Source organism: Methanolobus vulcani, assembly GCF_006546655.1.
GTDB lineage: Archaea > Halobacteriota > Methanosarcinia > Methanosarcinales > Methanosarcinaceae > Methanolobus > Methanolobus vulcani_A.
On record NZ_VIAQ01000009.1, the window covers coordinates 1 to 26,904 of the forward strand.

Here is a 26,904-nt window from a genome sequence, read left to right on the forward strand (position 1 = left end):
TTTCTTTTTTTCAGAGTTTAATATTTATATTTTAGTTATCCTTTGTTTTTTTATTTATATAATATTATTATTGTGTATGAATGCCTTTACGAAAGAGGATTATTTATTATTTAAGAAAATATTTAAATGATGTAGTCTTATCTTCTATTAATTGCTATATACTAACGATAGACATGAATGCTTTTTACTGGTTGGTGCAGTATGTATTTCTTGATGACAAATGATGTGGAGCATCACTCAATTTCACTAAATAAAGAAGATTCAAATATACCATTTCAAATATATCAAACAGGATTACCGAGGCTTCTTGACACACTGAATAAATATGATGTATCATCTACTTTTTATTTCACAGGCATGTTCGCGGAACAATGTCCAGAGTCAGTTGAATTAGTTCACAACAGTGGTCATGAAGTTGGGTGCCATGGTTATGATCACTCGCCTCTTCGTGCTTTTGATTCTATTAGTTTTGATGATCAAGTAAATGAGTTGAAAAAAGCTAAATCTTTTTTAGAACCTTTAGCAGGTAATGTTTCTTCTTTTAGAGCACCTGCATTAAGATTAAATGATGATACTATTTTAGCTTTGAAAAAAACCGGTTTCAAAACAGATAGTTCTGTTGCATCACAAAGGTTTGATGGTCCTTTTACATTTGGTTCTAAAAACAAATTAAAGTGGTTGAGCGCTCCTAGAAAGCCTTATACTCTTTCCTATGAATCCCCTACAAAATCAGGTAATTCTGGTATATTAGAAATTCCAATTTCCGCAGTTTTAATTCCTTATATAGGTACAACTATGCGGATATGTCCTTCTCTCTTAAAGTTTATTGAAAAATATATATTTTATGAAGCTTACAAAACTGAAAAACCTGTTGTTTTTCTTTTTCACCCCAATGAATGCCTTGATTATGGTGTCAAGGGTATTTCAACTCGTAGGAGCTCAAACCTTATTGAATATGTTTTTGCAGATGTAATTAGGCATAACTTAAAAATGAGAAATCTAGGATTAAAATCTATTTCTCTATTGGATGAATTGTTAAAAAAAGCACAGAACTATGGTTTTGAGTTCGTTACAGCTAAGGAATTTGAGCAAATATACAGGAGATGAGGGAGCAATATGGATCAAAATGAACTAGATAATCTATACAAATATGATTTGCATGTACACTCCATTTATTCTTATGATTCATTGTCTACTCTCAAGAATATATTAAAAAAAGCTAAGTCTTTGGGTTTAGATGGATTAGCAATAACAGATCATGATACAATAAAGGGATCATTGAAGATGTCTGATCTCAACAAACAATTAGGAAACCCTCTTAATGTAATCATTGGTTCAGAAATCAAAACTAACTTAGGTGACGTAATAGGTTTATTTCTTTCTGATGAGATTGTATCTCGCAACTTTGAAGATGTTTTGGATGAAATCCATAATCAAAATGGTTTCGCAATACTACCTCATCCATATAAAACTTTTGAGTATATTCCTCAAAATGTACTGAAGCAAATAGATGCTATTGAAATATTTAACGCAAGAATTCCTGAAATATTGAATAATAAATCTAATGACTTAGTTATGAAGACACATATGTTGTACACTGGTGGTAGCGATGCGCATATGATTCGACATGTTGGTAAAGGTTTAACAGCATATAGTCAAGATATTGGTCCTTTGTCAGTTGATAACATTAAAATAGCTTTGAAAAATCCTTGTATCTATGGAGAAGTTTATTCTAGAAAATATCGCTATTATACTGTTGCAGTTGGTAATATCCGCAAAAAGAAAATAGGCCACTTGTCTAAAATTATATATAATGAATCAAAAAAAATCATAGCTGATAGGAAGTGAATATTTGTCTAAAGTATTTGTAACTGATGGCCGTTCTCGTGCATCTCTTGCTATTGTAAGATCCTTAGGTCATAACAATATTCAAGTCGTTTGCGGTGAATCTTTTGATTGCCCTGCATTTTATTCAAAGTACTGTTCACATAAGTATCTGTATTCACCTCCTAATAAGAATCCCGATTTATTTTTGGAATCAATTCTTAAAACTGTAAAAGAAAACAATTATGATACCATCATGCCTGTAAGAGATGACACTACTCTTTTATTATCTAAAAACAGATCTCTTTTTGAAGATTATTTTGAGATTCCGATTACTGATTATGATAAACTTATGATTGGTAGGGATAAGTCGAAAACGATTAAATTTGCTTTGGCAAATAATATTCCATGTCCACAAACTTATTTTCCAAGTGAGATGGAAGATCTTTTGGACTTAGAGGCAGACTTAAGTTTTCCTCTAGTCATAAAACCGCATCAAGGTTCCGGTTCACGAGGTATTCAAATAGTAAATTCATACGAAGAACTAATAACTCGATATGATGATGTATGTTGTTCTTTTGGTCCATCCATGCTGCAAGAATTTATTCCTTACGGGGGTGCTTATGGTGTTTCAATGCTTTTAAAGGAAGGTGAAATTAAAGCAAGTTTTACACATAAAAGATTACGAGAATATCCTCAATCGGGAGGTCCGAGTACATTGCGGGAAAGTGTAGAATATCCTCAGATTGAAAAATATGCCTCGACATTATTAAAAAAATTAAAATGGCATGGTGTTGCTATGGTGGAATTTAGAATTGATGCGCGAAATAACAAACCCATTCTTATGGAAATAAATCCTCGATTTTGGGGTTCATTGCAATTAGCAATTTCTTCAGGGATAGATTTTCCAAATATGCTTTATACTCTTGCAGTTAAAGGTGATGTCGAGCCTCAATTCTCTTATAAAGTAGGAGTCAAATCTCGTTGGCTTCTGTTTGGTGATATATTGTGGTATCTAAAATGTGAAAATAAAATTAAACAAGCACCAGCTTTTTTTAGTAAAGAAGGAGCTGTGTTTGATATTTGTTCAAGAGATGATCCACTCCCTATTTATGGAACCATTAAATATGGTGCATATAAAGTTTTAAGTAAAGAATGGAGATCTCATGTTTTCAATAGAGGATGGGGGCTTTCTGGAAATGAATAATCTATTAAATAGGGATTTTACGTTAATGAAATATAACTCTCTATGTAAAGCTTTAATTGATTCTGATTATGTACCTTTGACTGTGGTTGATTACTTAAAGTCAAATAATGATAGTTTGAAATCAGTAGTTTTGCGTCATGATGTCGATAAATGGCCTCAAAATGCTTTGCTTATGGCTCAAATAGAATCTAAATTTAATATTAAATCAACTTATTACTTTCGAGCACAAAATAACGTGTTTAATCCTCAAATTATAAAAAAAATATCAGATCTCGGACATGAAATTGGTTATCATTATGAAACGATGCACAAAGCAAAAGGTGATGAAGAGTCTGCTCTGCAGATATTCGAAGCTAACTTATGTAAATTTAGGGATATATGTAAAATTGAAACAATATGTATGCATGGTAATTCTCTTTCAAAATGGAATAATTTGGATTTGTGGAAACACTACAATTACAAGGATTACAATATAATTGGTGAAGCTTATTTGTCGTTTGATTTTTCACAAATACTTTATTTTTCAGATTCTGGTGGTACTTGGGATAATTCAAAAATAAGAATTAAAGACATTACTGTAGGAAAGTCAATTTCTTCTCCTAAAGAAGTTAAAAACACGCAGGATTTGATTGAATTAGTTGTGAATGGTTCTGCTAATAACTTGTATCTGTTATCACATCCTGACCGGTGGAATGATTCCTTATCCATATGGATTTATGAATATATGTGGAAAAAAATCAGAAATACAGGGAAGTTTGTTGTAAAAAAGATTATAGGGTGATTTTTCGTGATATCTATAATATCTTCATTTGATGACGACATTTGGAATGATTTTGTTTATAATCATCCACATGGTAATATTTTTCAAAGTGCTGAAATGGCACATGTTTATAAATCTACTAAAAATCAAGAGTCTATATCATTAATGGCTTTTGATTCTGTAAATAATGATGTACTTGCTGTTATTCAAGCAGTAGTTATATCTGAATATTCTAGTCCATTTAAATATTTTTCATCCCGTTCAATTATAATGGGCGGACCCTTGTTTATTGATAATGAACAAGGAATTAAAGCCGTTAATCTTTTACTAAAAAAATATGACGAAATCATTAAAAAAAAAGCAATTTATTCTGAAATCAGAAATTTATGGGATGTTAGCTTTTATCATAATGTTTTTAAAACAAATGATTATCAATATTCAGATCATTTGAATTACATAAATTATTTGGATGAGGATTGCGATAAACTGTGGAGTAAATTGAGAAAGTCAAAACGGAATTCTATTGCAAAAGGAGTCAAATTAGGAACTAAAGTTGAAGAAGTGATAGACTCATCTTTAATTACTGATGTATATAGTTTGTTAGAAGAAACATTACATGGAAAAAAACCACTTGCAGATATAAGTTTATTTAATTCCGTAATTAATTATTTAGTTCCAAGAAATATGGCAAAAATATGGATTGCAAAAAATGAAGGACAAATTATAGGTGTAGTTATTATTCTAATGTATAAATCAGTACTTTACGATTGGTATGCGGGCTCTTCTAGGGATAATCAATATTTGTATCCAAATGATATCCTTCCTTGGGAAGTAATAAAATGGGGACATAATAATAGTTATAAAAAATTTGATTTTGGTGGGGCAGGAAGCCCTGATAAAATATATGGGGTGCGTGATTTCAAAAAAAGATTTGGTGGAGATGAAGTAAATTATGGGCGATATAAAAAGATACATTCAAAATTGCTATGTTTTTTTTTAAAAAAAGTATATCGGGTACATAAGTATATCAGGCATTGGTTGTGATTCAAGTGCTATGTTTTAAGTTTATTAAAAAAATATTAAAAATACTTGCAAAATATTCTCCTGTCAATGGCCTTAGAATTCTATTTTTGAGGTTGTCGGGATATTCAATCGGGCATGATGTATATATCGCAGAAGATCTTATAATAACAGAAGAACTAAATAATAGAAAAAACCTGATTATTGGTGATAGAGTTTCCATTGGTCCAAGAGTCACATTTGTGACATCTTCAAATCCGAATAATTCAAAAATATATCCCTATGTGTCAGTTAAAAGTGGATGTATTATTATAGAAGATGATGTTTGGATAGGGTCCAATGCTGTTATTTTACCAAATGTTGTGATTGGGAAAGCATCTGTAGTTGGTGCTTGCGCTTTAGTTACAAAAAGTGTCTCCCCTTTCACAATTGTAGGTGGTGTTCCTGCTAAAGTAATAGGGGAATTAAATGTCAAAAAAAAAGATTTTAATTGATATACTTCATCCTGCAGATATTAATTTTTTTAAGAATACGATTGAGATTCTTAAAAAAAATAACATTGATGTAGTAATTATTTATCGAGATCGTGGTAAGTTATCCACTATTTTAAAAAAAGAGTTGCCATCTCAAAATCCAATTCTTATAGGTAAACATTATAATTCTTTCCTTATGAAAACAATAGGATTGCTTACTAGAAGCATTCATATTAGGCAATTCATTAAAAAAAATAATTTTGATTTGTGTACAAGTTTTGGGTTTTTTGTAGGTACTTCTACAATCATGCAGAGCATTCCGTCTATCTTATTTGGAGATGATAGAGAGTATCGATTAGCATACTATATTTCAAAATACAGTGGCAATTACTTTATACTCCCACGTTCTATAGAAGGAAATGGTAAAAACATCTTGCATTATGCTGGATTTAAAGAATTAGCTTATGTTCATCCTAATTATTTTGTTCCGAATCAAAAATCTCTTCTCTCTTATGGATTACAGCCTAATAAATACGTTTTCATAAGGGATGTTTCATCAAATAGTATGAATTACTATAAGTCTAAGGTTATGAATTTTAATTTAATTATAGATAAAATATTAGATTTAGGTTTGACTCCCGTTCTATCTAGTGAAAATGATGTAATTCCAACTAATGTTAAAAATAAATGTATTTTATTAAAGGAACCTGTTCACGATATTTTTTCAATATTAAGCTTCGCTCTTTTTTCTATATCTTCAGGAGACACTATGGCTAGGGAATCTTGTTTAGTAGGAACACCTTCTATCTATTCTGGTAAAAGAAATATGCAAGTAAATCAAGATTTTATAAGCAAAAATTGTATGTTTCCAGTTTTTAATGATGATGAGTTAATTAATACAATTGATTTTATATATCATGATAATATTAAAGAACATGTAAAGGAATCAATAGATTTGGCATTAAATCTAGAATGGGATGATACAACACAATATATGTCTAGTTTATTATTAGACATGATTGATAAAAATAATGTGGGTTAAGATATGTTGTCTAACAATAGTAGTATAATGCATGATAAATCTCTTGTGAATAAATCATTTACTTCTCATTTATTAGAAATAATGGCTGTAATTTGTGATTATTTGGGTTTTACATATTTTTTTCGTATAATTGCAACGTTTCGTCGAAACAAGGTTGCAATTTTGATGTATCATAGAGTTACTAATCTATCTTTGTTAGATAATGATAATATTGTTTTACCTGATGTTTTTGAGAAACAAATCCAATATTTAGTCAGGCATTATAATGTTATTACATTTAATGAAGTAGTTGATTTTGTTTCAGGTAAATTACAAAATATCCCTCGAAATTCGGTGATCCTTACTTTTGATGATGGTTACGAAGATTGTTATTCAATTGTATATCCTATTTTAAAAAAATACAATATACCATGCACTTTTTTTCTATCAACCGATTACATAGAGTCCAATGACTTTTTTTGGTGGGATAAAATTAGTTTAATGATAAACAAGACTAAAGGTGATTACTATTTTTCAGAATTTGGTCAAATTCCGCTAAATACACAACATGAAAAAATAAGGGCTAAGTATCTACTTTTAAATGCATTAAAAAATATGAGTAACCGTGACAAAGAAAAAGTGATAAAAAAACTAGAACAAGTATTGAATTTTAATACCGATGACTATTCCCCTTGTTGTTTAAGTAGACAAGAGATAAAGATAATGAGTCAAAACGGAATGGATTTTGGGTCTCATACATGTTCTCATTCTTTACTTACGCGGATTCCACTTAATGAAGTTGATGTAGAAGTAAGTCATTCTAAAAAAACAATAGAAGATATAATTGGGAAAAATGTAATTTTGTTTTCTTATCCAGGGGGAACTATTAATGATTATAATGACTCTATCAAAAAATCGTTATATAAAAATGGGTATTTTTTGGCTGTCTCTACTATATATGGGCTAGCCAAGATATATAATAATGTGAATATATATGAACTACCTCGCTTACCGGTGTATTATCAAACTAATTTTTCATTGTTTAAATTACAACTTACAGGTATTATAGATAAATTGTTTATGTTAAGAAAATTAGTCAAAAGGTGATTTTATATGAACTCAAAACTTGGTCCAAATCAAGAAAAAAAAGTAAAAAATTATTTTTCTAACTATGCAAATGCTTATTATAAAGAAAATTATGATGGGAGTCTAAAAAATTGTTATTCATATTCTCATATTGTTCGAAAAAACCATATTATGAGAATGATCGACTTCAACCAAGGTAGAATATTAGATATCGGATGTGGTCCTGGTGTAATCACTTATAGTTTGTTATTACAAGGCCATGAAGTATGGGGGGTGGATGTTTCTGAATCGATGATAAAGGAAGCATCAGAAAGGATAGAACAAACAGAATTTAAACAGAAAGCTCACTTTTCTGTTGGTGATATCACTTCCTTGGATTTTCCTGATAATTACTTTGATGCTGTTATTTGTTCAGGTGTCTTAGAGTATTTAGAAAATGATGATAAAGCACTTAAAGAAATATATCGTGTCCTCAAGTTTGAAGGTGTCGCTATTTTTGGTGTTCCAAAGCCAAGAAAAATATATGCCAAATCTATAGAAATAATCCGTAAAATTTTAATGCCATCAGTTCCAACTTTAGTGAGAATAAAAAGAAAAAGAAGCAACCGTGAATATAGGGGTGATTCTTCAACAAGATATTTTGGACATAATACATATACTTCTTCTACATTAGATAGTATATTAAATGGAGTAGGATTTAAAAAATTGGATTATGCTAATTATCATTTCGTATCGTTATTTTTATGTTTGTTAGCTCCTAATTTATCATTAAAAGTTGGAGAAAAACTTGATGAATTATATTATAAATCTACATGTTTAAGCAGTTTTTCAAAAGGTTATATTGTTAAAGTTCAAAAGTAAAAATTGGTCACTATGAATGCTAATATAGAAACTACTCATAGGAGTTATATATTGATAACTCCTGCGAAAAACGAAGAACTCAATATCGAGAAGTTAATATTTTCTGTCATGAATCAAACTTTAAAACCATTGTTATGGTTGATTATTGATGATGGTAGCACAGATTCAACTCCAGAAATAATACATAAAGCTGAACTCGAGCATGAATGGGTTACTAGTATTACATTGAATGAAAAACCACGAGATGTTCACAAGCATTATGTAGAAATATGCAATAATGGATTTAGGAATATAATAGATATTGCTGCTAGTAGAGGGCTTGATTTTAATTATATTGGGGTAGTAGATGCAGATATAATTCTAGAGAATACATTTTTTGAAAATTTAATTACTGAATTTGAAAAAAATTCTTCTTTAGGTATTGCTAGTGGGGCTGTAACATACATTGATGAGAATGGAAATGAAGAAATAGAATATGTAAAAAATGATGAGCCTGTGGGTGCTATGCGTCTATGGAATATTGAATGTTTTAATGAGACTAATGGTTATTATAGCAGTTATGCACCAGATTCTGTATCTAACGTGCTTGCTCTTTTAAACGGTTGGGAGGTTAAATTATTTTATCACATAAAAGCAATTCATTTAAGAAAAACAAGGACTGCAGAAGGCGTTTATAATGGCTATAAGTTGATGGCAGTTTCAGATTATTATAGAAATTATCATCCTCTTTTTCTTATATTAAAAAGCTTATCTATACTTATAAAAAGACCTTTGATCGGAATTTCCTATATACATGGATTAATTTATTGTATTTCCAATCATATTGAAAAGATTGATGATGTTGGTGTTAAAAATTATTACTATACAAAAACATTATCTGATATAAAAAAGATTGTTTTCTATTCAAAAAGTGTATCTTTGGGGGAAACTAATTGAGTAGCCCTAAAAAAACAAAAGTACAATTATTTCTTCTTCTCATCGTATTAAATGTAATTTTGCGCATGCCTATTTATTTTTATGAGATTGGATGGGATTCATTTAATATTCATATATTAGCTAATGCGATATCTTATTTTGGAAAAGCGAATTACTGGGAATCTGTATATTCTGTTTTTGGGTTTTACCCTTTATCCTATGCAAGCAGTCTGCCGTTCTTAATATCAGGTTTATCACAATTATCTAATTTAGCTAATTATTATTCAATATTCATCATTAGCGTATTTCTAGGAATATTTTGTATTTTTTCATCTTATTCGATGTCTACTTTTATTAGAAAAGATTATCCTTTTATCTTTATATTCACATTATTATTTTCGATATCATCTGGTGTTCTTTTTCTTACTACATATACAGCAAGTACAAGAGGTCTTTTCATAGCTTATATTCCTCTTTTAATATATTCAATGATTAAAATCTCTTATGATGTAAAGATAAAATCGATGATTATTTTTATAATGCTTTTTGTTTTTTTAATGTCAACACATCATTTATTCTTTTTTACAATTCCACTTATTATGTCTTTTATTGTAGCAAATGTTTTATTTTGGATAAAAAATAGTCGCCATACTTATTTCTTTAGGGGCTATTCGCTTGAGTTTATTTTTATGGTATTGTTGCTTGCTTCGATAATTTTGCCATTTTTAATGCATTTATTTTGGTCATTTGATCCAACCATTCAACGATTAAGTATTGGTGGGTCAAAGTATGCTGTACTGGAAAGTGTTCTCTATCAATATACTCGATATATTGGTGTTTTAATACCTTTCGTTGTTAGTGGGTATATTTTCGTTTTGTTAAATAAAAATAAAACAACTATTGACTATTTTTTACTCACAATCCCCATATTATTACTTCCTTTTATTTATCTCCCAACATATATGGAATGGTTTTTGCTTCCAATAGTTACTATATACATATCTATCGCTCTCTCTAACATATGTAGAAATATGTCTTACAAGTTACATTTTAATATATTTTCTATCTTCATTATTTTTTTATTATTAAGTGGATCTTTATTTTCATCTTATTACCAGTTTTCACATTTTGAATCAGACGATTCTCGTATAATGAAAGATTCAACATATCATACTGGTGTATGGATAAACAGAAACGTAAATGGCAGTTTCTTTTATACAAATGGTTTGATTGCTCTCAGAGTGTTTTCCATTTCACAAGTTTCTACTTTGTTTGGTGATAGCATTGGACTTTCATATGGATATTATAATAGTACTCAAGATTTAAATCTCTCTAAAAATTCACCTTTTTCTGTCAGCTATTATATAGATGGTCCAGTAGTCAAAACTCCAGGTGCAGCGTATATTGAAGGTGATATTAATCAACTTCACTTAAGTGAATATAATAGCAAATGGGGGCAGTACTTTATATCTAAATATGATATTACTCATGTAATTCAATATAAATTAGGTGCACAAACAACATTTATGCAATCTATTTATCCAGTCCACAATGAAATTTATGATAATGGAAAAATTAGTTTATGGAGTTTAACAAATGAAATATAATATATATATGGTTTCAAGTGCAGATTCAACTATGGAATATGGGTCTACAACAAGGCCTTATTATATATCAACATATTTAGTTCAGAATAAAGATATCAATATATATCATATGTGTGAAAATCCTACTAATTTTCAAGATAATTTAATACATTATTATCAAAAAAACAAAAAAAACAAATTTAAAATTATAAATGATCTTATGTTGCTCTATAAAATATCAAGGTCTGCATCTCCACACATATTATATCCACATCAGCCTGTCAATGCATTGAGACTACTGCCTTTTAAGTTTTTATTTAATTCTCCTTTAATTTATGATGCGCATAGTGCCTTCTGTATAGAAAACAATAATTTTAAAAATCGTTTAATAGAGAAAATTATATTAAAATACTCTAACATTGTTATTGCACCATCAGCAATGCTAAAAGAAGTTTTAATTCAGAACTATAATCTTAACCCTGATAAAATAAAAATAGTTGAAAATGGAGTTGATACTACAAAATTATACCCAGAAAGTTCTGATATTTTGCTAAAAGATACTTTAGGTATAAATGAAGATGATAAAGTAATTGTATTTACCTGTCCTCGCATCGAAACTTTTCCTGCTAACACTATAGCATTAAGATATATATTTGATCTTTTTCCTAAAATTGAAAATAGACTACATAACATTAAGTTAGTTATTATTGGTGGTGGTACTGAAATTGATACGCCATCTGAAAATATAATATATGTTGGATATGTACAAAACTTATCTAAGTATATAAATCTTGCAGATGTATGCATAGCACCTTATCCTTCTACTGCTGTTTGTGGAGGCACTCGAAATAAAGTTGCCGATTATTTCGCATGTGGTAAGGTTGTTGTTTCTACGGAAGAAGGAATTAGTGGGTTTGATGACGCGATGCCCGATGTTCATTTTTTATTGGCTCAAAGTGAAGATGATTTTGTTTCAAAAATAGTTCAAGTTTTGACTAGTCCTGATGGTATGTCTAATATTGGTCTTAACGCAAGGGATTTGTGTGTAAAAAAATATGATTGGAAATTGAAAAGCAACGAAATATGTTCTATAATGAGATATTTACTAAAAAATAAGACCTAAGGTGTGATATATACATGAAAATAACATACTTATTACCTCATTCACCTGAAGTCTGCGGATTAAACAATGATGCATTTAAAGAGTCAACTCATTTCTCACTTATTTTTTGTGAAAAACTAAGTGAATTAAATAATGATGTAGAATTGCTGTACTTTGGAACAAAATATTCCGTGAATAAAAAAGAATATGAAATAATTGAATTTCCCGTGTCAATTGGAAAATCATTTGGACAAGAATTATCCGTTCCTCTTTTAAAGTATTTGTTAACAATGGATTCAGATATTGTCCATATTCATGGTCTTAGACAAGTTAACTTACTACCTATTGTTGTGATATTGTACTTAAAAAAAATACCTTTTATTGTTCATCATCATGGTGGATATTTTAATTATTCAAAAAGGAAAGTGCGTTTTTTCTATAAAATAATGTCATTTTTTTTAAAATATCCTTGTGTAACTCTTTCTGTAAGTAAAATTGAAATAAAAAACTTACAAAAATCTGGTGTATCTGCAAATAAACTGATTCATTTTCCTGTTGGAGTAGATTGTTCTCAATTTTATCCAACTGATCAGGCAATATCAAGGACAAAATTATCGCTTAATACTGATGATATATATATTTTATTTGTTGGGAGAATGGTTTTTCTAAAAGGGGTTCAATATTTGATTAAAGCAATATCTATATTGCAAAAAAACTATAATAATGTACGCTTGATTCTTGTGGGGGATGGTCCCCAACATGCTTATTTTAAGTCCGTTGCAGAGTTGGAAAATGTATCAGATGTTGTATCTTTCGTAGGTTTTGTAAATAACTATGAAAAGTTACGTACCTACTATAATGCTACAGATATTTGCGTATTTCCTTCTCTATCTGAAGGTTCCGCTATAGTAACTTTAGAAGCCATGGCCTGCAAAAAGCCAATTATTTGTACACGAGCTCATCTGGGTGGAGGTATAGTTGAAGATTACACAAATGCTTTGATTGCCGATATTAATCCTTCCTCAATTGCTGAAAAAATAGTTGAACTAATAGAAAATAAATCGCTGCAAGATTCAATAAGTAAAAGTGGCTACAATTATGTAACTAATAATCTCTCATGGGAAGTTTTATCAAAAAAACTGAATGATATATATATAAGCAATAATTTAACTGTAGATTGATTTATTGGAAGTATGCCTATTGATTTTGTAGGGATACTCTATTTTTCAATCTAGCAATTATTTATAGCTGCCGTTTTTAGAATTACGTTTAATCCTTTCTGGTTCTATCTAAATTAGGAAGCCTTTCAAAATGGCATTAATTTCTAGCTCAAAAAGCTTTCTTTTCTTTATTGTAGAATCCACTCAAGTCCCCCTACGTAAAGTACGCCATATTATATGGTTACAATTGGGATCACTGTTGAACAGAGGTAATCTGCATGATCAGATACATTTCAGGAAAACGTATAGATCAACGGAAGATCGAAACAAGAATCTCTTGTTGTTTTTGATGAGGGGCGCATATCATAGGGAACACTGCTTTAATAAGGGTAGATGAGATGAATTACTTAACTGCAAGGAAGCTCAATACAAGTGATGATAATAAATAGTGTAAATTATTTCTATTTTCAAGGAAACGTTGGAAAGAACAACTTAATTCTAAAGCAAAAAAAGTCATGATATAAAGGATACGATTCTGAAGAGATACATTCACTAGCGAGAGAACAACTAGAAGCAATAGCTATGATTCCTTTGAGACAAAGAAAAAGGAAGAGAATTAAAGGATTCTATCGCAGGAAAATGGTGTGGGAATTTGATCGAGAATTGTATAATAACAGAAACCTCGTTGAAACGATGTTCTCTGTTCTGAAAAGAAAATATGGTGAAGAGGTAAAAGCAAAAAGGTATTGGAATCAACTAAAAGAAGTCAAGTTCAAGCTATTAGTGCATATCCTTGACAGGTACGTCAAGGTTATACTTGTTGTCAAAATGAGGATTTCTACAAAGCCGCAAATCTAATGTACAAATAACTCATAGCCATGGCCATGTCAGTTATGTTTATGTTCATGCGTATCTGAGTACATATACTAACTTTGTGAGTGATTACATGGTTGCCAAAAAAACAAAACGCTTATTTTCAAAATTTAGAACTATCAACAACCTTTATGTAATATTGTCTTCTCTTCATTCTTACATAAAGACTCTAAAAATCTCGCGATTAATTATGTTTTTTACCTTCTTTTCCAGTTTAATGGTAGGAGTTTCAAGTGCCAGTGTAGATTATGATGGCTCAAAAATAATTATTTATGATGGTAGTGAAGATTTATCATCAATATATGAAAGTTTAATGGATGATTCTATTTTAGAAGAATCGGAACTCGGTGTTTGGATTTTAAAGAAACCAATATTAATTAAAAATACTGGAATATTCGTGATAGATGGCAGTGATTGCGATTATTTAAAATTGCAAAGTTTAAATGATGAAAACTCTGCATATGTTGAAAATATGGGTAGATTAATTATTTTGGATACAAAAATAACTTCATGGAATACCACATCAAATAAAATGGCTACAAATTTCGATACTTCAAGAGCATATATTTATTCTCATGGAATACAAATAAGGATAGATTCAAGTGTGATATCTGGTTTAGGTATGGCTGGATCTATTAATTCGTGGGGTGTTTCTTTATATGCGGATGAAATAGGTGCAAGTATAAGTAATACATTATTTAGTAATAATTTTAGGGGTATCTCTATAGATGAAGATAATGTGCGTATGATTAATTGTGAAGTTTACAATTCATCTGATAAAGGAATTACGATTGCGTACGGCCAACCCGTAAATAATTTGTGGATGGAAAATGTAGAGTCACATTTATCTCCTTATGGCAATGCGATAAATGTCAAGTATTGGTCTACAGGTGGTTTGAGAAATTCAACATTAGTCGATGTAACAGCCCATCATGCAAACGGATCATTGATTCATTTAGCTTCCGCAAGAAATGTTAGTTTAATTAGAGTAAAAACATATGATAGCGGCTGGTATGATGAAGAAGCTGAGTGGCAAAATGGAGCTGGTGTTCCTCCTGCATCAAAACCTATCAATAATGAAGGTGTTCATAGTGGATTAGATTTACATACAGAAGTTCAAAACATATATGTAGAAGATTTTGAAGCATGGCATGTTGAAAATGCATTGTATGTACACAATACTGGTAAAGATGTTACTGTAAACAATGCATCCGTTCATGATAGTTTTGGTGGCTTTAATGTTCAAGCTGGAAATAATAATGTCACATTAAATAATTGTGAAGCCTATAATATAGGATTTGGTTCTTATTACGATGGTGCTGGTTTTAATATCCACAGCTCTAAGAATATAACCATTTCAAATTCTGAAGTTTTTGGTACAAATCACGGAATAAGGTTGATTCCATATGATTGGGGGGATTCTCGCTATGGTGATAATGTTGAAAATATAACATTAATTAATAATCACTTCCATGACCAATTAAGTTTGAGCTATATTTCGTTTGTTTTGGTTCAACCTACTGTGTATTTTGACAATATTGAGATAATAGATCAACAAGAAGCAGAGTACGAATTGCGTCATTTAGTATATGTAACTCCTTTACACCCTATAAATGTTTTAGTAAAGTATACAAGTGGAAAGGTTTTTGAAATAAACAATATGTGGTCTTCTATATCTAGTGATGGAAGTCTATTATCAATTACTTTATCTGAGCATTCCCTTGTAACAAGTTATGATTTGTTCGTAAAGCCTACATCGTATGACGTAGATGTTATTGTTAAAGAATTTGACACTTCAAAACCAATTGGAAATAATCTTGTAGAGTTTATTGCAAGTTCAACAGAAGGAAATAATGTAGATTTCACTATAGGTGACTTACAACCTTATGCAACATATATGGTAAAAATGGATGGGTATGACTTCAGTGAAGTTGTAGCAGATGAAGAAGGGCTCATAAGTTTCAGCAATGATATCTGGTCAGAGCATACTTTTACATTGATACAAACATCAGAAAGTTCAATTCCTATCTCCTCCAGTACAAGCCTGTCATTCACACCATCCGCAACCTCCCTAACAGCAACATCCGGTGAATCCACAACATTCTCTGTAGATACCAGTCAGGAATTTACAAGTGCGGTCTGGTCTTTTGATGATGAAGAGGTTGAGAGTGGTACAACAGAGCATGTAGAAGCATGGGCAACAGCAGGTACTCACACTGTAACCTTTGAAGGCACTGCAGCAGCAGGAACTATCTCAAGGTCATGGACAGTAGTCGTCTCTGCAGCAGCAGAATCTGAGTATTCATCCATCTCAATCTCCCCATCAACTACAACTGTAGTTCCAGGAGAATCCTTCAGTCTGGACGTGTACATAGATCCTACCCAGGCTATCACAGGTTCCCAGTTTGACCTGCAATATAGTCAGCTTGCAAGCATTTCTACTGTAAATGAAGGTGACCTGTTCTCAGCGAGTGGACTTTCAACAACCTTCCAGTATGACAGTATTGATAATGCAGCAGGATTTCTGGACAATGTCTATGCAGCTATAGTAGGTAGCGGATCCATTACATCGCCAGATGTAATGGCTACCATTGGGATGGTAGCAGGTAGCAGTTCCGGTATACTGGATATTGAACTTGCTAATGTCATTCTGAGTGATGCAAACTCCAATCCTGCAGAATATAACGTGTCCAATGCGACAATACTTATCGATACAGCTCCACAATTCACATCTCTTTCCTCACAGACAGTAGAGGAAGAACAGAGCCTGAGTTTCACAGCAATTGCAACTGATGCAGATAGTGATGATCTTACATACACCGCTACATCACTTCCATCCGGTGCAACTTTCAACGATGGAAGTTTCAGCTGGACTCCATCAGAAGGAGCTGCAGGATCATATGTAGCATCATTTGAAGTCACAGACGGATATCTTACAGACACAGTAAATGTGAGCATAACCGTGACATCAATGAATCACATTCCTGAGATAACTCTCTTTGAACCTGCAGATGGCTCAATATTTGAGGAAGGTTCGACTATTGATGTGAATGTAGCTGTAACCGATGTAGATGGAGATTCATTGAGTTACATCATTGAAATTGATGGTGTAGAGGTTAGCACTTCTGCCAGCTACTCATGGACAACAGACTATGAATCCGCTGGAACACATACTATTAAGGTAACAGTAAGTGATGGTACAGATGATGTCAGCTCTTCAGGTACAATAACCATTACCGATCTGCAGCCAAGATGGGATGTAAATGAGGATGGAACAGTCAATGTACTTGACATTACTCTTGTAGGTCAGAACTATGGTAAGACCTATACAGAAGCTCTTCCTCGCTGGGATGTTAATCAGGATGGTACTGTGAACATCCAGGACCTTTCAATAGTCTCTGGTCACTTCGGTGAAATAATTTAAACAAAATGAATTAATCGCCCCGTTCGGGGCACACTTCTTTTTATTGGTCTTGTTTTCTTTTCTGGTTACTGCTCGTCAAATACCTTTTTTGTTCTACTGGCATGACTCAGAATACAAAACTCGGCTCTGTAGAATTACTATTGATATGAGTAACATAAACTTTACTGGCTTTTCATTTCCACAAAAACAATCTGAAATGTAAATACAAAGTAACCATCCCCGCAGGCGGCATATTTCGATGCTGCTATACAGAAGATTTTTCCAAAAATTATCGCATTTATGCTGAGACTTATAATAATGGCTGTGAAAGTATTCCATGGTATTATGCAGGTATTTTGTTTTACTTTGTGGGAAAAACGCCGGCTTTGCCGGACCCTTCGGGATTACTCAAGTTATTCACGAACTACGATACATCAGTTTGCAAACGAATAACAATTCAATTATCCACCGCATATGACACATTTCTGTGCTGCTGTACAGGAGTCCAAAAAGCAACATGATTGTATAATTGGTCGTAGATAAAGAGATCCGCCGGCAAAGTGTGCCAAGTTGAATAGTTACAAAAAAAGAAGTACGCTGAATCGTAATATCATATATTTAATAGCAGGTAAAAATCCCTTAAGCTTCTATTGTAGTTGCTTTAGAATCTTCCTGGTAAAAATATTCCAATTGCACAGAATAGCATTGTAAGGGCGTACATTGCCCAAGTAGCCTGCTTCTCAGTAACTCTGTAGTAGTAGGGGAGTACCCACTTAAGAGTAAGGGGGTTGGGAACCTCCAGTGTCCCATCCTCACGTTCTTTTCCAAATTTAGCCACCGGGAATTTCATAACTCTCCAGTAGGCGTACATGAGGAAGTTGATTGTATGTGGGATGAGCATGACGAATCCACTGATGATAAAACCCTGGACTACTATAATCGTTCCAATAGCAGCTCCTATGGTGAGCGAACCCACATTTCCCCAAAATATCTTAGAAGGGTACCTGTCATACATATAATAACCAAGTGTTGCTCCGGTAACGCTAACAACGGCAAAGATGTTGTCTACATCCCCTATCAATACGGACTTTATAATCAGAGAGATAAGCACGATTACAGATAATCCAGAAGCAAGACCGTTGAAACCGGAGTGCATGTTCACAAGATTGGATGCTACAAGGACATATGTAGGTACGATGAACTGCAGGTAAAGAATTCCCAGTTCAATGCTGCCAATACTTGGAAGTGTGAAAGCCGTATGAGTAGCATACTGGATCAGTGGATATGAACAATAGTACATAAGAAGCAGTTTTGTTACCCTGCCAATATCAACCATATCATCAAGTATTCCAAATAGTCCGAACATGGCAATAACGATCAGAACAACATAATTTGTTGATGAGAATTTGAAGAACAATGTATTCAGGGAAAAACACACCATGGCTACAAGGATGATGGCTATGCCTCCTCTCTCTGGAATCATAGTTACTTCTTTCTTATAATAATCCCTAGCAATGAGGCCTTTATCTGTCAGTTTCCTGATAAAGTATGGCATTGATACATATGTAGCCATGAAAGGCACTAAAAAAGTGCTTCCAAGAATCAAGGCTAACAGCATAGAAGGTGATTCCAGATCCAGCATATTTCAAATCCTCTGAATTATTTAATATTTAATTTATTTTTATGTTCTGAAGCCAATATCATCCACATAATTGAAATCTGGCTCTTAATTATCTTTTTTAGTAATTCATTTATTATATATGTATCTACTGCTATGCATTCTATGTAATTAGAATATGGAATGTTTTCCAGTCACATTAAGTATTTCCTAAAATATGTTCTGGTTTATATAATAATGTTATCCTTTTTGTAACAGATTGTTTTTTCATAATGATGATGAGCATCATTTATTGCATTAGATATAACTTTATATAGTATTATCATCCATGTTAAAATGACAATTGGGTTATTGTCATAATGATAGTTAATACTCTGGTGCATGCATTACAGTATGTCTGCTTCGAAGTTACTTACTATAGGTGGTACGATGAAATTAGTTGAGAAAAAATGCGCAATGTGTGGCAGTCCTATCTATGTTTACGAGAGCTATGCTCGTGAGGAAATGTATTGTACTCTTCACTGCATGGAACGTGCAACATTTGGAATTGTTTCGGAGGGTTTAGAGCAGTTAAAAACAGTGTGCTAAGTCCAAATCATTTTTTTACTATTATTTTTGCTAAATCGTTTTCAATCATATACTCTATATGATTTATGAGTAAGATATACGGTTATATATAAAGTTCACAATTAAGTGAATATGAAAAAAGTTCTTATTACCGGTGGAATCGGTCAGGTAGGTAGTTACCTAGTTGATGCTATGCATGATATTTATGAAGTTACGGTACTGGACAATCTTTCTTCCGGTAAGGAACCAGATCTTCCTTCAAATGTAAGTTTTGTAAAGGAAGATATAAGGTCTCCTGTTGCCAGGGAACTTGTATCTAAAAATGATATCATTATTCATACAGCAGCCCAGATCAGCGTTGCTCGCTCCATGTCTGAGCCTTTATTTGATGCAGACAACAATGTATTTGGTACTCTTAACCTTCTTGAAGGAGCCAGATCAGGCAACATTGAGCGTTTTGTCTACATAAGCTCTGCTGCAGTTTATGGAAATCCTGAATATGTTCCAATTGATGAGAAGCATCCCCAAACCCCCATGTCTCCATATGGTGCCAGCAAGCTATGCGGTGAAAAATATTGCAACATGTACTATCATGCATATGGTCTTCCCACAGTCAGCATAAGACCTTTTAATATATATAGTCCCAGACAGGATCCTTCAAATCCATATTCTGGTGTAATTTCCAAGTTCATAGGCCGATTAAAGGAAGGTCTTCCTCCTATTATTTTTGGTGATGGCTCAAACACCAGGGATTTTGTTTCTGCACATGATGTTGTTGATATGATTACAATGCTTGCAAAAGGAGCTGGTGAGGACGGTGAAGTCTACAATGTGGGTACAGGTACAGTCACACGTATAGACGAACTGGCGCAGATAGTTCTGGACATATTTGAGAGCTCCTTGGATATAGAGTACAAAGACCAAATGCCAGGTGATATCAAGCACAGTTCCTCATGCATTGCAAAGGCTAATAATATTGGTTTTGAACCAAAGGTTGATCTCTATAAGGGTCTTGAAGAGATAATAGGGGAATAACCGGATAACTATTTTAGCTTTGTACAATATTTATAAAATAGAACTACATGCAGAATCTTCGCAAAAACAAATATCTTGCATTCATTGCTCATTATTTACTTCAATTGAAGCAGTTAATCCATAAAGTGGTTTCGTGGATACAGCACTTTGATTACATGAAACACAAAAAGGAAATTCTGATAACTCTGACCATTCTTTATGCAGGATTTATTTTTTATTTATCCGCACAGGCCAACCTCGGTGTTCCTCCGTCGGCTTTCAAGATACCTATTATGTATGAACTTGCAGATCTCGTCAAAAGCCTGGGTCTTGATTTTATAATTGAAATTGCAGAGTATGCATATGAGCATATGGACAAAGTGGCTCATATGTTCCTGTATTTCGGTTTAGGTGCACTTCTACATCTGACTTTCAAAAACTCGGATCATGTACTTCTCAGGAAGTATGCAGCTATCTTTGCCGTGATACTTGGTGTTATCTATGGTATCACCGATGAGTTCCATCAATCATTTGTACCGGGTCGCTCCTCCAGTGTATATGATCTTCTGGCAGATGGTATAGGCGTGACCATTGCACAGATACTTTTTGTAGTCCTTATACTGATGAACCTGCGCAGGAAAAAAGAAACCGGCCGGGAAGCAGATCCCGGTGAAAAGTAGATTACTGATTGGTGATTGAATGACTGTTCTTGTCTCCGCGTCCAATTCCTTTGTACACAAATCCTGCATTTATGAATATATCAGGATCAATAACATTCCTTCCATCTATGATTACAGTATGTTCCTTGCCTGTGAGTTTCTTAATGTCCTCTGGTTTCAGGCTGAAATACTCTTTGTGTCCTGTAAAGATAACAACTGCATCTGCTCCTTCTATAGTTTCATTTGAATCTTTCAGGAGCTCAACATTAGGGTAGCTGAGAACATGCGGATCATGCACTTTAAGTTCTGCACCTGCTTCAAGGATCATGTCCTTGTAAGGTTCTGATGGTGGATTGCGTGCATCATCTGAGTCATTGATGAAAGCCCAGCCAAGCATGGCAATCTTTGCTCCCTTAATGTCCATGTTTATTCTTTTAAGTGCGGCAACAGTAAGGTTATACATGTGTACAGGCATGAAGTCGTTGACCCTGCGGGCAAGAACATAGATTGACTCTGCATCCTGTGGGTAATCAAGAGCTTCAGTTCCTAGTTTTACACCACGTTCAAGGTGATATGTGTCCTTGGTAAGGCAATGTCCACCAACACCGGCACCTGGCCAGAGTATGGCTCTTGTTATGCCTTCCCCTTTCAGGCTGTCAATGCCAGCTCTGACATCATATACATTGATTCCCATGGCCTCACAGTAAAGAGCAAGCTGGTTAGCTGCTGCTATCTGCAGGTCTCTGAATGTGTTCTCTGCTGTCTTTGTAACTTCTGCTGCCGTTGCACTCATTGGTATAACCTTGCCCTCTGTGAGTACAGGGGAGTAGAGTTCAACTGCTCTGTCGGTGCTTGCTTTATCAATACCACCAACGATCCTGTCATGTTCCTGTATATTGCGAAGCAGTCTTCCAACCATTACTCTTTCAGGTGCATGTGCCAGTGCAAAATCTTCTCCTGCCTTAAGTCCTGACTCTTCCTCGAGGATCTCTCTAGCCATACTTTCAGTAGTTCTGGGGGTAATGGTAGACTCAAGGACAACAAGCATGCCTGGTTTAAGGTATTTACCTACATTACGGATACCTTCCTTAAGTGCTCCAAAGTCAGGTTCCAGTGCCTTTGGGTCTGCAAAAGGTGTTTGGATAGCCAGTGTAATCGCATCAAGTTCTGCTATTCTGGAAAAGTCAGGTGTACATTCAAACTTGCCAGCATCAGTGATCTTTTTCAGGAGCTCTTCCAGTCCGGGTTCTTCTCCCTTAAGTGGACTTTCACCATTGTTGAGCATATTTATCTTGTAACCTGATGAAGGAGAATCTCTCTGGAATCCAAGTACGTGGTCAAACTTATCGGAATCAGCAAAAAGAGCGGCTGCAGGGATACCCACATAACCCATTCCGATAACACCAATTTTCTTTATAGGTCCTTTTTCTTTCAAAATATTCTCGAGTTTATGGCTCATGATAATCATTCCTTAATCTCTATCATTTTTTCTTCTTTGTATGAACTAATGGCTGCGAGGCTGACTTTCAGTGCATGTTTTCCATCGTTTCCGGAAGGATTTGGCTGTTTGCCAGTAGTGATACAATCAATGAAATATTCAAGTTCGTTCCTGAGTGGTTCTTTCTGTTCTATTTTTGCTTTCCTTATCCAGCCACTGTCATGAAGTTCCACTGTCTGGTCAATGTAATCAAGATAGGCAACACCGTCAACGCCTACTGCAGTAAGTTTTCTTATCTTATGTGGTGTGAGCCAGTTTACTTCAACAAGTCCTGAGAATGAGTGGTCAAGTCTCATGTGAATGGTTGCATGATCCTCAAAGGAGTGGATGTCTGCTCCGGCCACTGCATATACCTGATTAATATCACTGCCATATAGATATGATATTACATCTATGTCATGTACGCCGATATCCAGAATAACACCAACGTCTCTTATCCTTGGATTATATGGACCGACCCTTGTGGTGGAAATGGAAACTATCTTCCCGAGCAGACCAGAGTCTATTATCTCTTTTAGTTTTATGACCGCAGGATTGAATCTTTCAATGTGTCCAACCATTACAAGCCGTCCTTTTTTCTTAGCTGCATCGATGATTGCATCAGCATTCTCTACGGTGTCTGCAATAGGTTTTTCTACAAGTACATGTGCACCTGCTTCTATAGCATCAATAGCAACCTGGCGGTGCATCTTGGTGGGGACTACAATGCTAACTGCATCAATTCCCGATGCCAGCATTTCTTTGTAATCTGTAAATGCTTTAGTATTATATTGCTGTGCAAGGCTTTCAACAAGGTCTTTATCTATATCAGATATACCTGCAAGTTCCACATCTGGCATCTCACTGTAGATTCGTATGTGGTTCTTACCCATGGCTCCGGCACCGATTACGCCTACTCTTAACATTGTGATTCACTCCATTGCTTTATTGTAGTACTGATTGTGTTGACGTCATCCTCGGTTACAGCAGGATGGACAGGTAGTGAAAGAACTTCCCTTGAGGCTTTTTCGGTAACCAGAAGATTGTCGTTGTATCCAAGTTCTTTATAATAGGGCTGCTTGTGGATAGGTATTGGGTAGTATATTCCGGAACCAATTCCCTTCTCCTTCAGATAATCAGAAAGCTGATCTCTGTTTCTTGTGCGTATGGTGTATTGGTGGAATACGTGTTTGCAGCCTTCCCTGACTGTTGGGCACTCTATTCCTTCTATGCCCTGGAGTTTATCCGTAAGCAGTTTTGCATTTCTTTGCCTTGCTTCTATATAGGAAGGAAGTCTTTTTAGCTGGACCAATCCAATTGCAGCTGATATATCAGTCATTCGCAGGTTGTATCCTAACATTTCGTGAAGATAACGCTGTTTGGAACCGTGTGCACGTATCATACGTGCCCTGTCAGCAACTTCTTTATTATTAGTGGTAATTATGCCGCCTTCACTGGTGGTCATGTTCTTGGTAGGATAGAAGCTGAATGCGCCTGTGCCAAAGGAACCTGCTTTTTTTTCTTTGTACATTGCACCGTGGGCCTGGCATGCATCTTCAATTAGAATTAGGTTATAATCTTCTGCAATGTCACTTATTGCTCCCATGTCGGCAGGCTGTCCATAAAGGTGCACAGGCATGATAGCTTTTGTGGCAGGTGTGATCTTATCTTCTATAAGCTGCGGGTCAAGATTGAATGCATCGGACTTGATGTCAGCAAACACAGGTCTGGCACCTGTGAAAAGTACAGAGTTTGCTGTGGCTATGAAACTGAAAGAGCTTGTGATTACTTCGTCACCCTTGCTGATCCCATGTGCAAGCAAAGCAGCATGCAGAGCCGCAGTTCCAGAATTTACTGCTACTGCATATTCTGCTCCGGCGTAATCGGCAAATTCCTGTTCAAACTCTGCAACCCGAGGTCCTTCAGCGATTATTCCCGAGCGTATTACTTCAGTTACGGCTTCAATTTCAGCTTCGTCAAGCTGTGGTTTTGCAATGGGTATCATGATCATCACGAATCTTAAAAATTATTAAAATCATAGTGGAAATATTATCTTAGTAATAGTTTACAGGTTATTCAAAGTTTTCAGTTTTTCCGGGAGGTCAACTATATTTGCAGGGCATCCAATGGCAAGTTTCCATGCAGGTACATCTTTTGTGACCAGTGCCCCGGCAGCCACCATGGCTCCCTCGCCAATCTCAACTCCGGGAACAAGCGTAGAATTAGCACCAATGGAAGCACCTTTTCTTATAACCGGGCCTTCAGGATGATATTCTCCTCTGATGGGGTATTTGTCATTGGCAAGCACAGCACATGGGCCGATAAAGACTTTATCTTCAATGGTAACATGAGTGGGAATGTACACATTACCCTGGATACTGACATTGTTTCCTATTGTAACAGTGCCGTCGATTATCACATTTGTTCCAATGAGAACATTATTGCCTATCGTGGTGTTCTCTCTTATCATGACATTATGCCCTGTCTTGAAATTGTTCCCTGCTTTTACATTGCTGAAAATTGTTGTTCCTGCCCGGATGAATGCATTGTCACCTATCACAGCACCTGGCTGATCATAGTTCTCTATTTCAACACCAGTTTTTGTGATTTCTATAAGGATGTTATGCTGAGGATAGCCAAGTATAACATTTTCAAGTACTACTGATTCTTTGCCTATTCTGCTGGCACCATAAAGTTTAGCAGACTTGTGAACATATGTGTTTTTTTGCATATTTCCCCACGATGAATATAGTTATGTGTTTATATATATTTATTCTGTACTAGTCATTATCAACAATAGTTATTTGGTGCTATTATTAGTATGACATAATATTTAGTTCAATAGATGTTATCATGTCATTCTTTCCAGCAGTTCAGACAGGAATACAAAACCCATTGTCGGAGTGTATGGATTTTTTGTATCCACCTTCATCGACTCCACCAAAAATAAGAATTTGTAGTCAATGTAAAATGACAGCATTAAAATAAAAAATTTCGGAAAAAAGACAACTATTTTCCAGAAAAAGAAAAATAAGAATTAGAGAGTGAAGGTGAACTTCACTTATCAAGAACTTTCTTATACATCCTTGCCTGGAAACCGTGATACTTAGCAAAGCCCTCGGCATCCTTCTGGTCAATGGTTGCACTGTCAAAGGATACAAGGTCTTCTGAGTAGAGTGCATATGGGGATGTACGTGCAAGAATGATCACACTGCCCTTGTGCAGTTTCACGGTCACAGTACCGCTTACACGTTCCTGTGTCTTGTTGATAAAAGCATTGAGGTCTGCGTAGAGTGGCTCGTCAACAAGGCCGTAGTAGGCAAGTTCTGACCACTGATCGTCCACATTTTTCTTGAACTTCAGCTCTGCTCTGGTGAGCACAAGCTTCTCAAGGTCTTTGTGGGCTGTGAGTAATACTGTGGCTGCAGGGTGTTCGTAGTTCTCACGTGCCTTAAGTCCGAGAACACGATCCTCTATCATGTCAGTCCTGCCAACACCGTGGGAACCTGCAATCTCGTTAAGCTTTATGATAAGGTCAACACCGTTCATCTCCTTGCCGTCAAGGGATACAGGAACACCATTCTCAAAGCCGATAACAAGTGTCTGACCTTCAGGAGCAGATTCAGGGGAAACGGTCCACTGGTAAATCTCTTCAGGTGGAATAAATCCAGGGTCTTCAAGTTTGCCACCTTCAATACTGCGGCTCCAGATGTTCTCGTCAACACTCCATGGCTTTGCGGTTGTAACACCTACTGGTATGCCGTGTTTCTTAGCATACTCGATTTCCCAGTCACGAGTGAGGTTCATGTCTCTCATTGGTGCAATGACATCCATGTCGGTAAGGCGGAAAACTGCCTCGAAACGGAGCTGGTCGTTACCCTTTCCTGTACAGCCGTGTGCAAGTGCAACCGCACCTTCTTGCTCTGCGATCTCAACAACTTTCTTAGCGATAAGTGGACGTGCAATGGATGTTCCCATTACATATCCTTCATAGTCACCATTGGCCTTGATAAGAGGGAAAATATAATCGTTGACAAACTCCTCACGCACATCAAGTGTGAAGTGCTTGTTGCTAATTTTCTGTGCCTTTTCTGTAGCCTGTTTTACATCGGCTTCAGGCTGTCCTACATCAACGGCAACTGTAACTACCTCATCGTAACCGTATTCCTCTTTGAGCAGCGGGATGCATACTGAAGTGTCAAGCCCGCCTGAATAAGCAAGTACTACTTTCTTTGTCATAGTATCTGATCCTGAAAAAATATTAAGAAAAACCTAGGG

23 protein-coding genes and 1 pseudogene are annotated in these 26,904 nt (G+C 34.6%); 18 read left to right on the plus strand and 6 right to left on the minus strand.

The genetic code is table 11. The annotated features are described in order from the left end of the window. The first annotated feature begins 213 nt into the window (after window positions 1-213). The 15 genes and pseudogenes from FKV42_RS03300 to FKV42_RS03370 all read left to right on the plus strand — a co-directional run bounded on the left by FKV42_RS03300 (window position 214) and on the right by FKV42_RS03370 (window position 17,312). Complete coding sequence (locus tag FKV42_RS03300) at window positions 214-1,107, plus strand: polysaccharide deacetylase family protein (protein ID WP_196214033.1); 894 nt, start codon at window positions 214-216, stop codon at window positions 1,105-1,107. A 9-nt stretch (window positions 1,108-1,116) separates the two neighbouring features. Further along, window positions 1,117-1,848, plus strand: a complete 732-nt coding sequence (locus FKV42_RS03305; protein WP_154808828.1) for a PHP domain-containing protein — start codon at window positions 1,117-1,119, stop codon at window positions 1,846-1,848. A gap of 4 nt (window positions 1,849-1,852) precedes the next feature. Then, window positions 1,853-3,031, plus strand: a complete 1,179-nt coding sequence (locus tag FKV42_RS03310; RefSeq protein WP_154808829.1) for a carboxylate--amine ligase — start codon at window positions 1,853-1,855, stop codon at window positions 3,029-3,031. Beyond that, on the plus strand, window positions 2,991-3,812 hold the full coding sequence (locus FKV42_RS03315; protein WP_154808830.1) for a polysaccharide deacetylase family protein: 822 nt from the start codon (window positions 2,991-2,993) through the stop codon (window positions 3,810-3,812). The genes FKV42_RS03310 and FKV42_RS03315 overlap by 41 nt, the downstream gene beginning before the upstream one ends. Window positions 3,813-3,818: 6 nt before the next feature. Further along, window positions 3,819-4,835, plus strand: coding sequence for a lipid II:glycine glycyltransferase FemX (locus FKV42_RS03320; protein WP_154808831.1), 1,017 nt, complete (start codon window positions 3,819-3,821; stop codon window positions 4,833-4,835). Next, on the plus strand, window positions 4,832-5,305 hold the full coding sequence (locus FKV42_RS03325) for an acyltransferase (protein WP_230375471.1): 474 nt from the start codon (window positions 4,832-4,834) through the stop codon (window positions 5,303-5,305). Before FKV42_RS03320 ends, FKV42_RS03325 begins: the two co-directional genes overlap by 4 nt. Further along, window positions 5,280-6,326, plus strand: coding sequence for a DUF354 domain-containing protein (locus FKV42_RS03330; protein WP_154808832.1), 1,047 nt, complete (start codon window positions 5,280-5,282; stop codon window positions 6,324-6,326). The genes FKV42_RS03325 and FKV42_RS03330 overlap by 26 nt, the downstream gene beginning before the upstream one ends. A gap of 27 nt (window positions 6,327-6,353) precedes the next feature. Further along, window positions 6,354-7,412, plus strand: a complete 1,059-nt coding sequence (locus FKV42_RS03335) for a polysaccharide deacetylase family protein (protein ID WP_196214034.1) — start codon at window positions 6,354-6,356, stop codon at window positions 7,410-7,412. 6 nt (window positions 7,413-7,418) lie between these two features. Continuing rightward, window positions 7,419-8,252 carry a class I SAM-dependent methyltransferase gene (locus FKV42_RS03340; RefSeq protein ID WP_154808834.1) on the plus strand — a complete coding sequence of 278 codons (834 nt, stop codon included), beginning with the start codon at window positions 7,419-7,421 and terminating at the stop codon, window positions 8,250-8,252. A gap of 51 nt (window positions 8,253-8,303) precedes the next feature. Continuing rightward, window positions 8,304-9,188 (plus strand): glycosyltransferase family A protein, encoded by an 885-nt coding sequence (locus tag FKV42_RS03345; protein ID WP_196214035.1) that lies wholly within the window; start codon window positions 8,304-8,306, stop codon window positions 9,186-9,188. Next, window positions 9,185-10,774, plus strand: coding sequence for a hypothetical protein (locus tag FKV42_RS03350; RefSeq protein WP_154808836.1), 1,590 nt, complete (start codon window positions 9,185-9,187; stop codon window positions 10,772-10,774). Before FKV42_RS03345 ends, FKV42_RS03350 begins: the two co-directional genes overlap by 4 nt. Further along, window positions 10,764-11,876, plus strand: coding sequence for a glycosyltransferase family 4 protein (locus FKV42_RS03355; RefSeq protein ID WP_154808837.1), 1,113 nt, complete (start codon window positions 10,764-10,766; stop codon window positions 11,874-11,876). Before FKV42_RS03350 ends, FKV42_RS03355 begins: the two co-directional genes overlap by 11 nt. 14 nt (window positions 11,877-11,890) lie before the next feature. Then, window positions 11,891-13,036 carry a glycosyltransferase family 4 protein gene (locus FKV42_RS03360; protein ID WP_154808838.1) on the plus strand — a complete coding sequence of 382 codons (1,146 nt, stop codon included), beginning with the start codon at window positions 11,891-11,893 and terminating at the stop codon, window positions 13,034-13,036. Window positions 13,037-13,537: 501 nt separating this feature from the next. Beyond that, a pseudogene (locus FKV42_RS03365) lies at window positions 13,538-13,873 on the plus strand (transposase); the annotation flags it as partial. Window positions 13,874-14,378: 505 nt separating this feature from the next. Continuing rightward, a complete protein-coding gene (locus FKV42_RS03370) occupies window positions 14,379-17,312 on the plus strand; it encodes an Ig-like domain-containing protein (protein WP_196214037.1) in 2,934 nt (977 codons plus the stop codon). Window positions 17,313-17,952: 640 nt separating this feature from the next. On the opposite strand, the gene FKV42_RS03375 is transcribed toward FKV42_RS03370, so the two are convergent. Next, on the minus strand, window positions 17,953-18,933 hold the full coding sequence (locus FKV42_RS03375) for an MraY family glycosyltransferase (protein WP_154808840.1): 981 nt from the start codon (window positions 18,931-18,933) through the stop codon (window positions 17,953-17,955). Window positions 18,934-19,338: 405 nt separating this feature from the next. On the opposite strand from FKV42_RS03375, the gene FKV42_RS13985 reads away from it, so the two are divergent. From FKV42_RS13985 to FKV42_RS03385, 3 genes are all read left to right on the plus strand, one after another. Next, window positions 19,339-19,497, plus strand: a complete 159-nt coding sequence (locus FKV42_RS13985) for a hypothetical protein (protein WP_196214038.1) — start codon at window positions 19,339-19,341, stop codon at window positions 19,495-19,497. A 111-nt stretch (window positions 19,498-19,608) separates the two neighbouring features. Next, window positions 19,609-20,511: an NAD-dependent epimerase/dehydratase family protein gene (locus tag FKV42_RS03380; RefSeq protein WP_154808841.1), complete on the plus strand. Its 903-nt coding sequence runs from the start codon at window positions 19,609-19,611 to the stop codon at window positions 20,509-20,511. 155 nt (window positions 20,512-20,666) lie between these two features. Then, a complete protein-coding gene (locus FKV42_RS03385; protein ID WP_196214039.1) occupies window positions 20,667-21,170 on the plus strand; it encodes a VanZ family protein in 504 nt (167 codons plus the stop codon). Window position 21,171: 1 nt separating this feature from the next. On the opposite strand, the gene FKV42_RS03390 is transcribed toward FKV42_RS03385, so the two are convergent. The 5 genes from FKV42_RS03390 to FKV42_RS03410 all read right to left on the minus strand — a co-directional run bounded on the left by FKV42_RS03390 (window position 21,172) and on the right by FKV42_RS03410 (window position 26,865). Further along, a complete protein-coding gene (locus tag FKV42_RS03390) occupies window positions 21,172-22,608 on the minus strand; it encodes a nucleotide sugar dehydrogenase (protein ID WP_154808843.1) in 1,437 nt (478 codons plus the stop codon). Between the two features lie 5 nt (window positions 22,609-22,613). Continuing rightward, window positions 22,614-23,552: a UDP-N-acetylglucosamine 3-dehydrogenase gene (locus FKV42_RS03395; protein ID WP_154808844.1), complete on the minus strand. Its 939-nt coding sequence runs from the start codon at window positions 23,550-23,552 to the stop codon at window positions 22,614-22,616. Then, window positions 23,546-24,631, minus strand: coding sequence for a DegT/DnrJ/EryC1/StrS family aminotransferase (locus tag FKV42_RS03400; RefSeq protein ID WP_154808845.1), 1,086 nt, complete (start codon window positions 24,629-24,631; stop codon window positions 23,546-23,548). Before FKV42_RS03400 ends, FKV42_RS03395 begins: the two co-directional genes overlap by 7 nt. A 60-nt stretch (window positions 24,632-24,691) precedes the next feature. Continuing rightward, on the minus strand, window positions 24,692-25,357 hold the full coding sequence (locus tag FKV42_RS03405) for an acyltransferase (RefSeq protein ID WP_154808846.1): 666 nt from the start codon (window positions 25,355-25,357) through the stop codon (window positions 24,692-24,694). 326 nt (window positions 25,358-25,683) lie between these two features. Continuing rightward, complete coding sequence (locus FKV42_RS03410; protein ID WP_154808847.1) at window positions 25,684-26,865, minus strand: argininosuccinate synthase; 1,182 nt, start codon at window positions 26,863-26,865, stop codon at window positions 25,684-25,686. Between the last annotated feature and the right edge of the window lie 39 nt (window positions 26,866-26,904).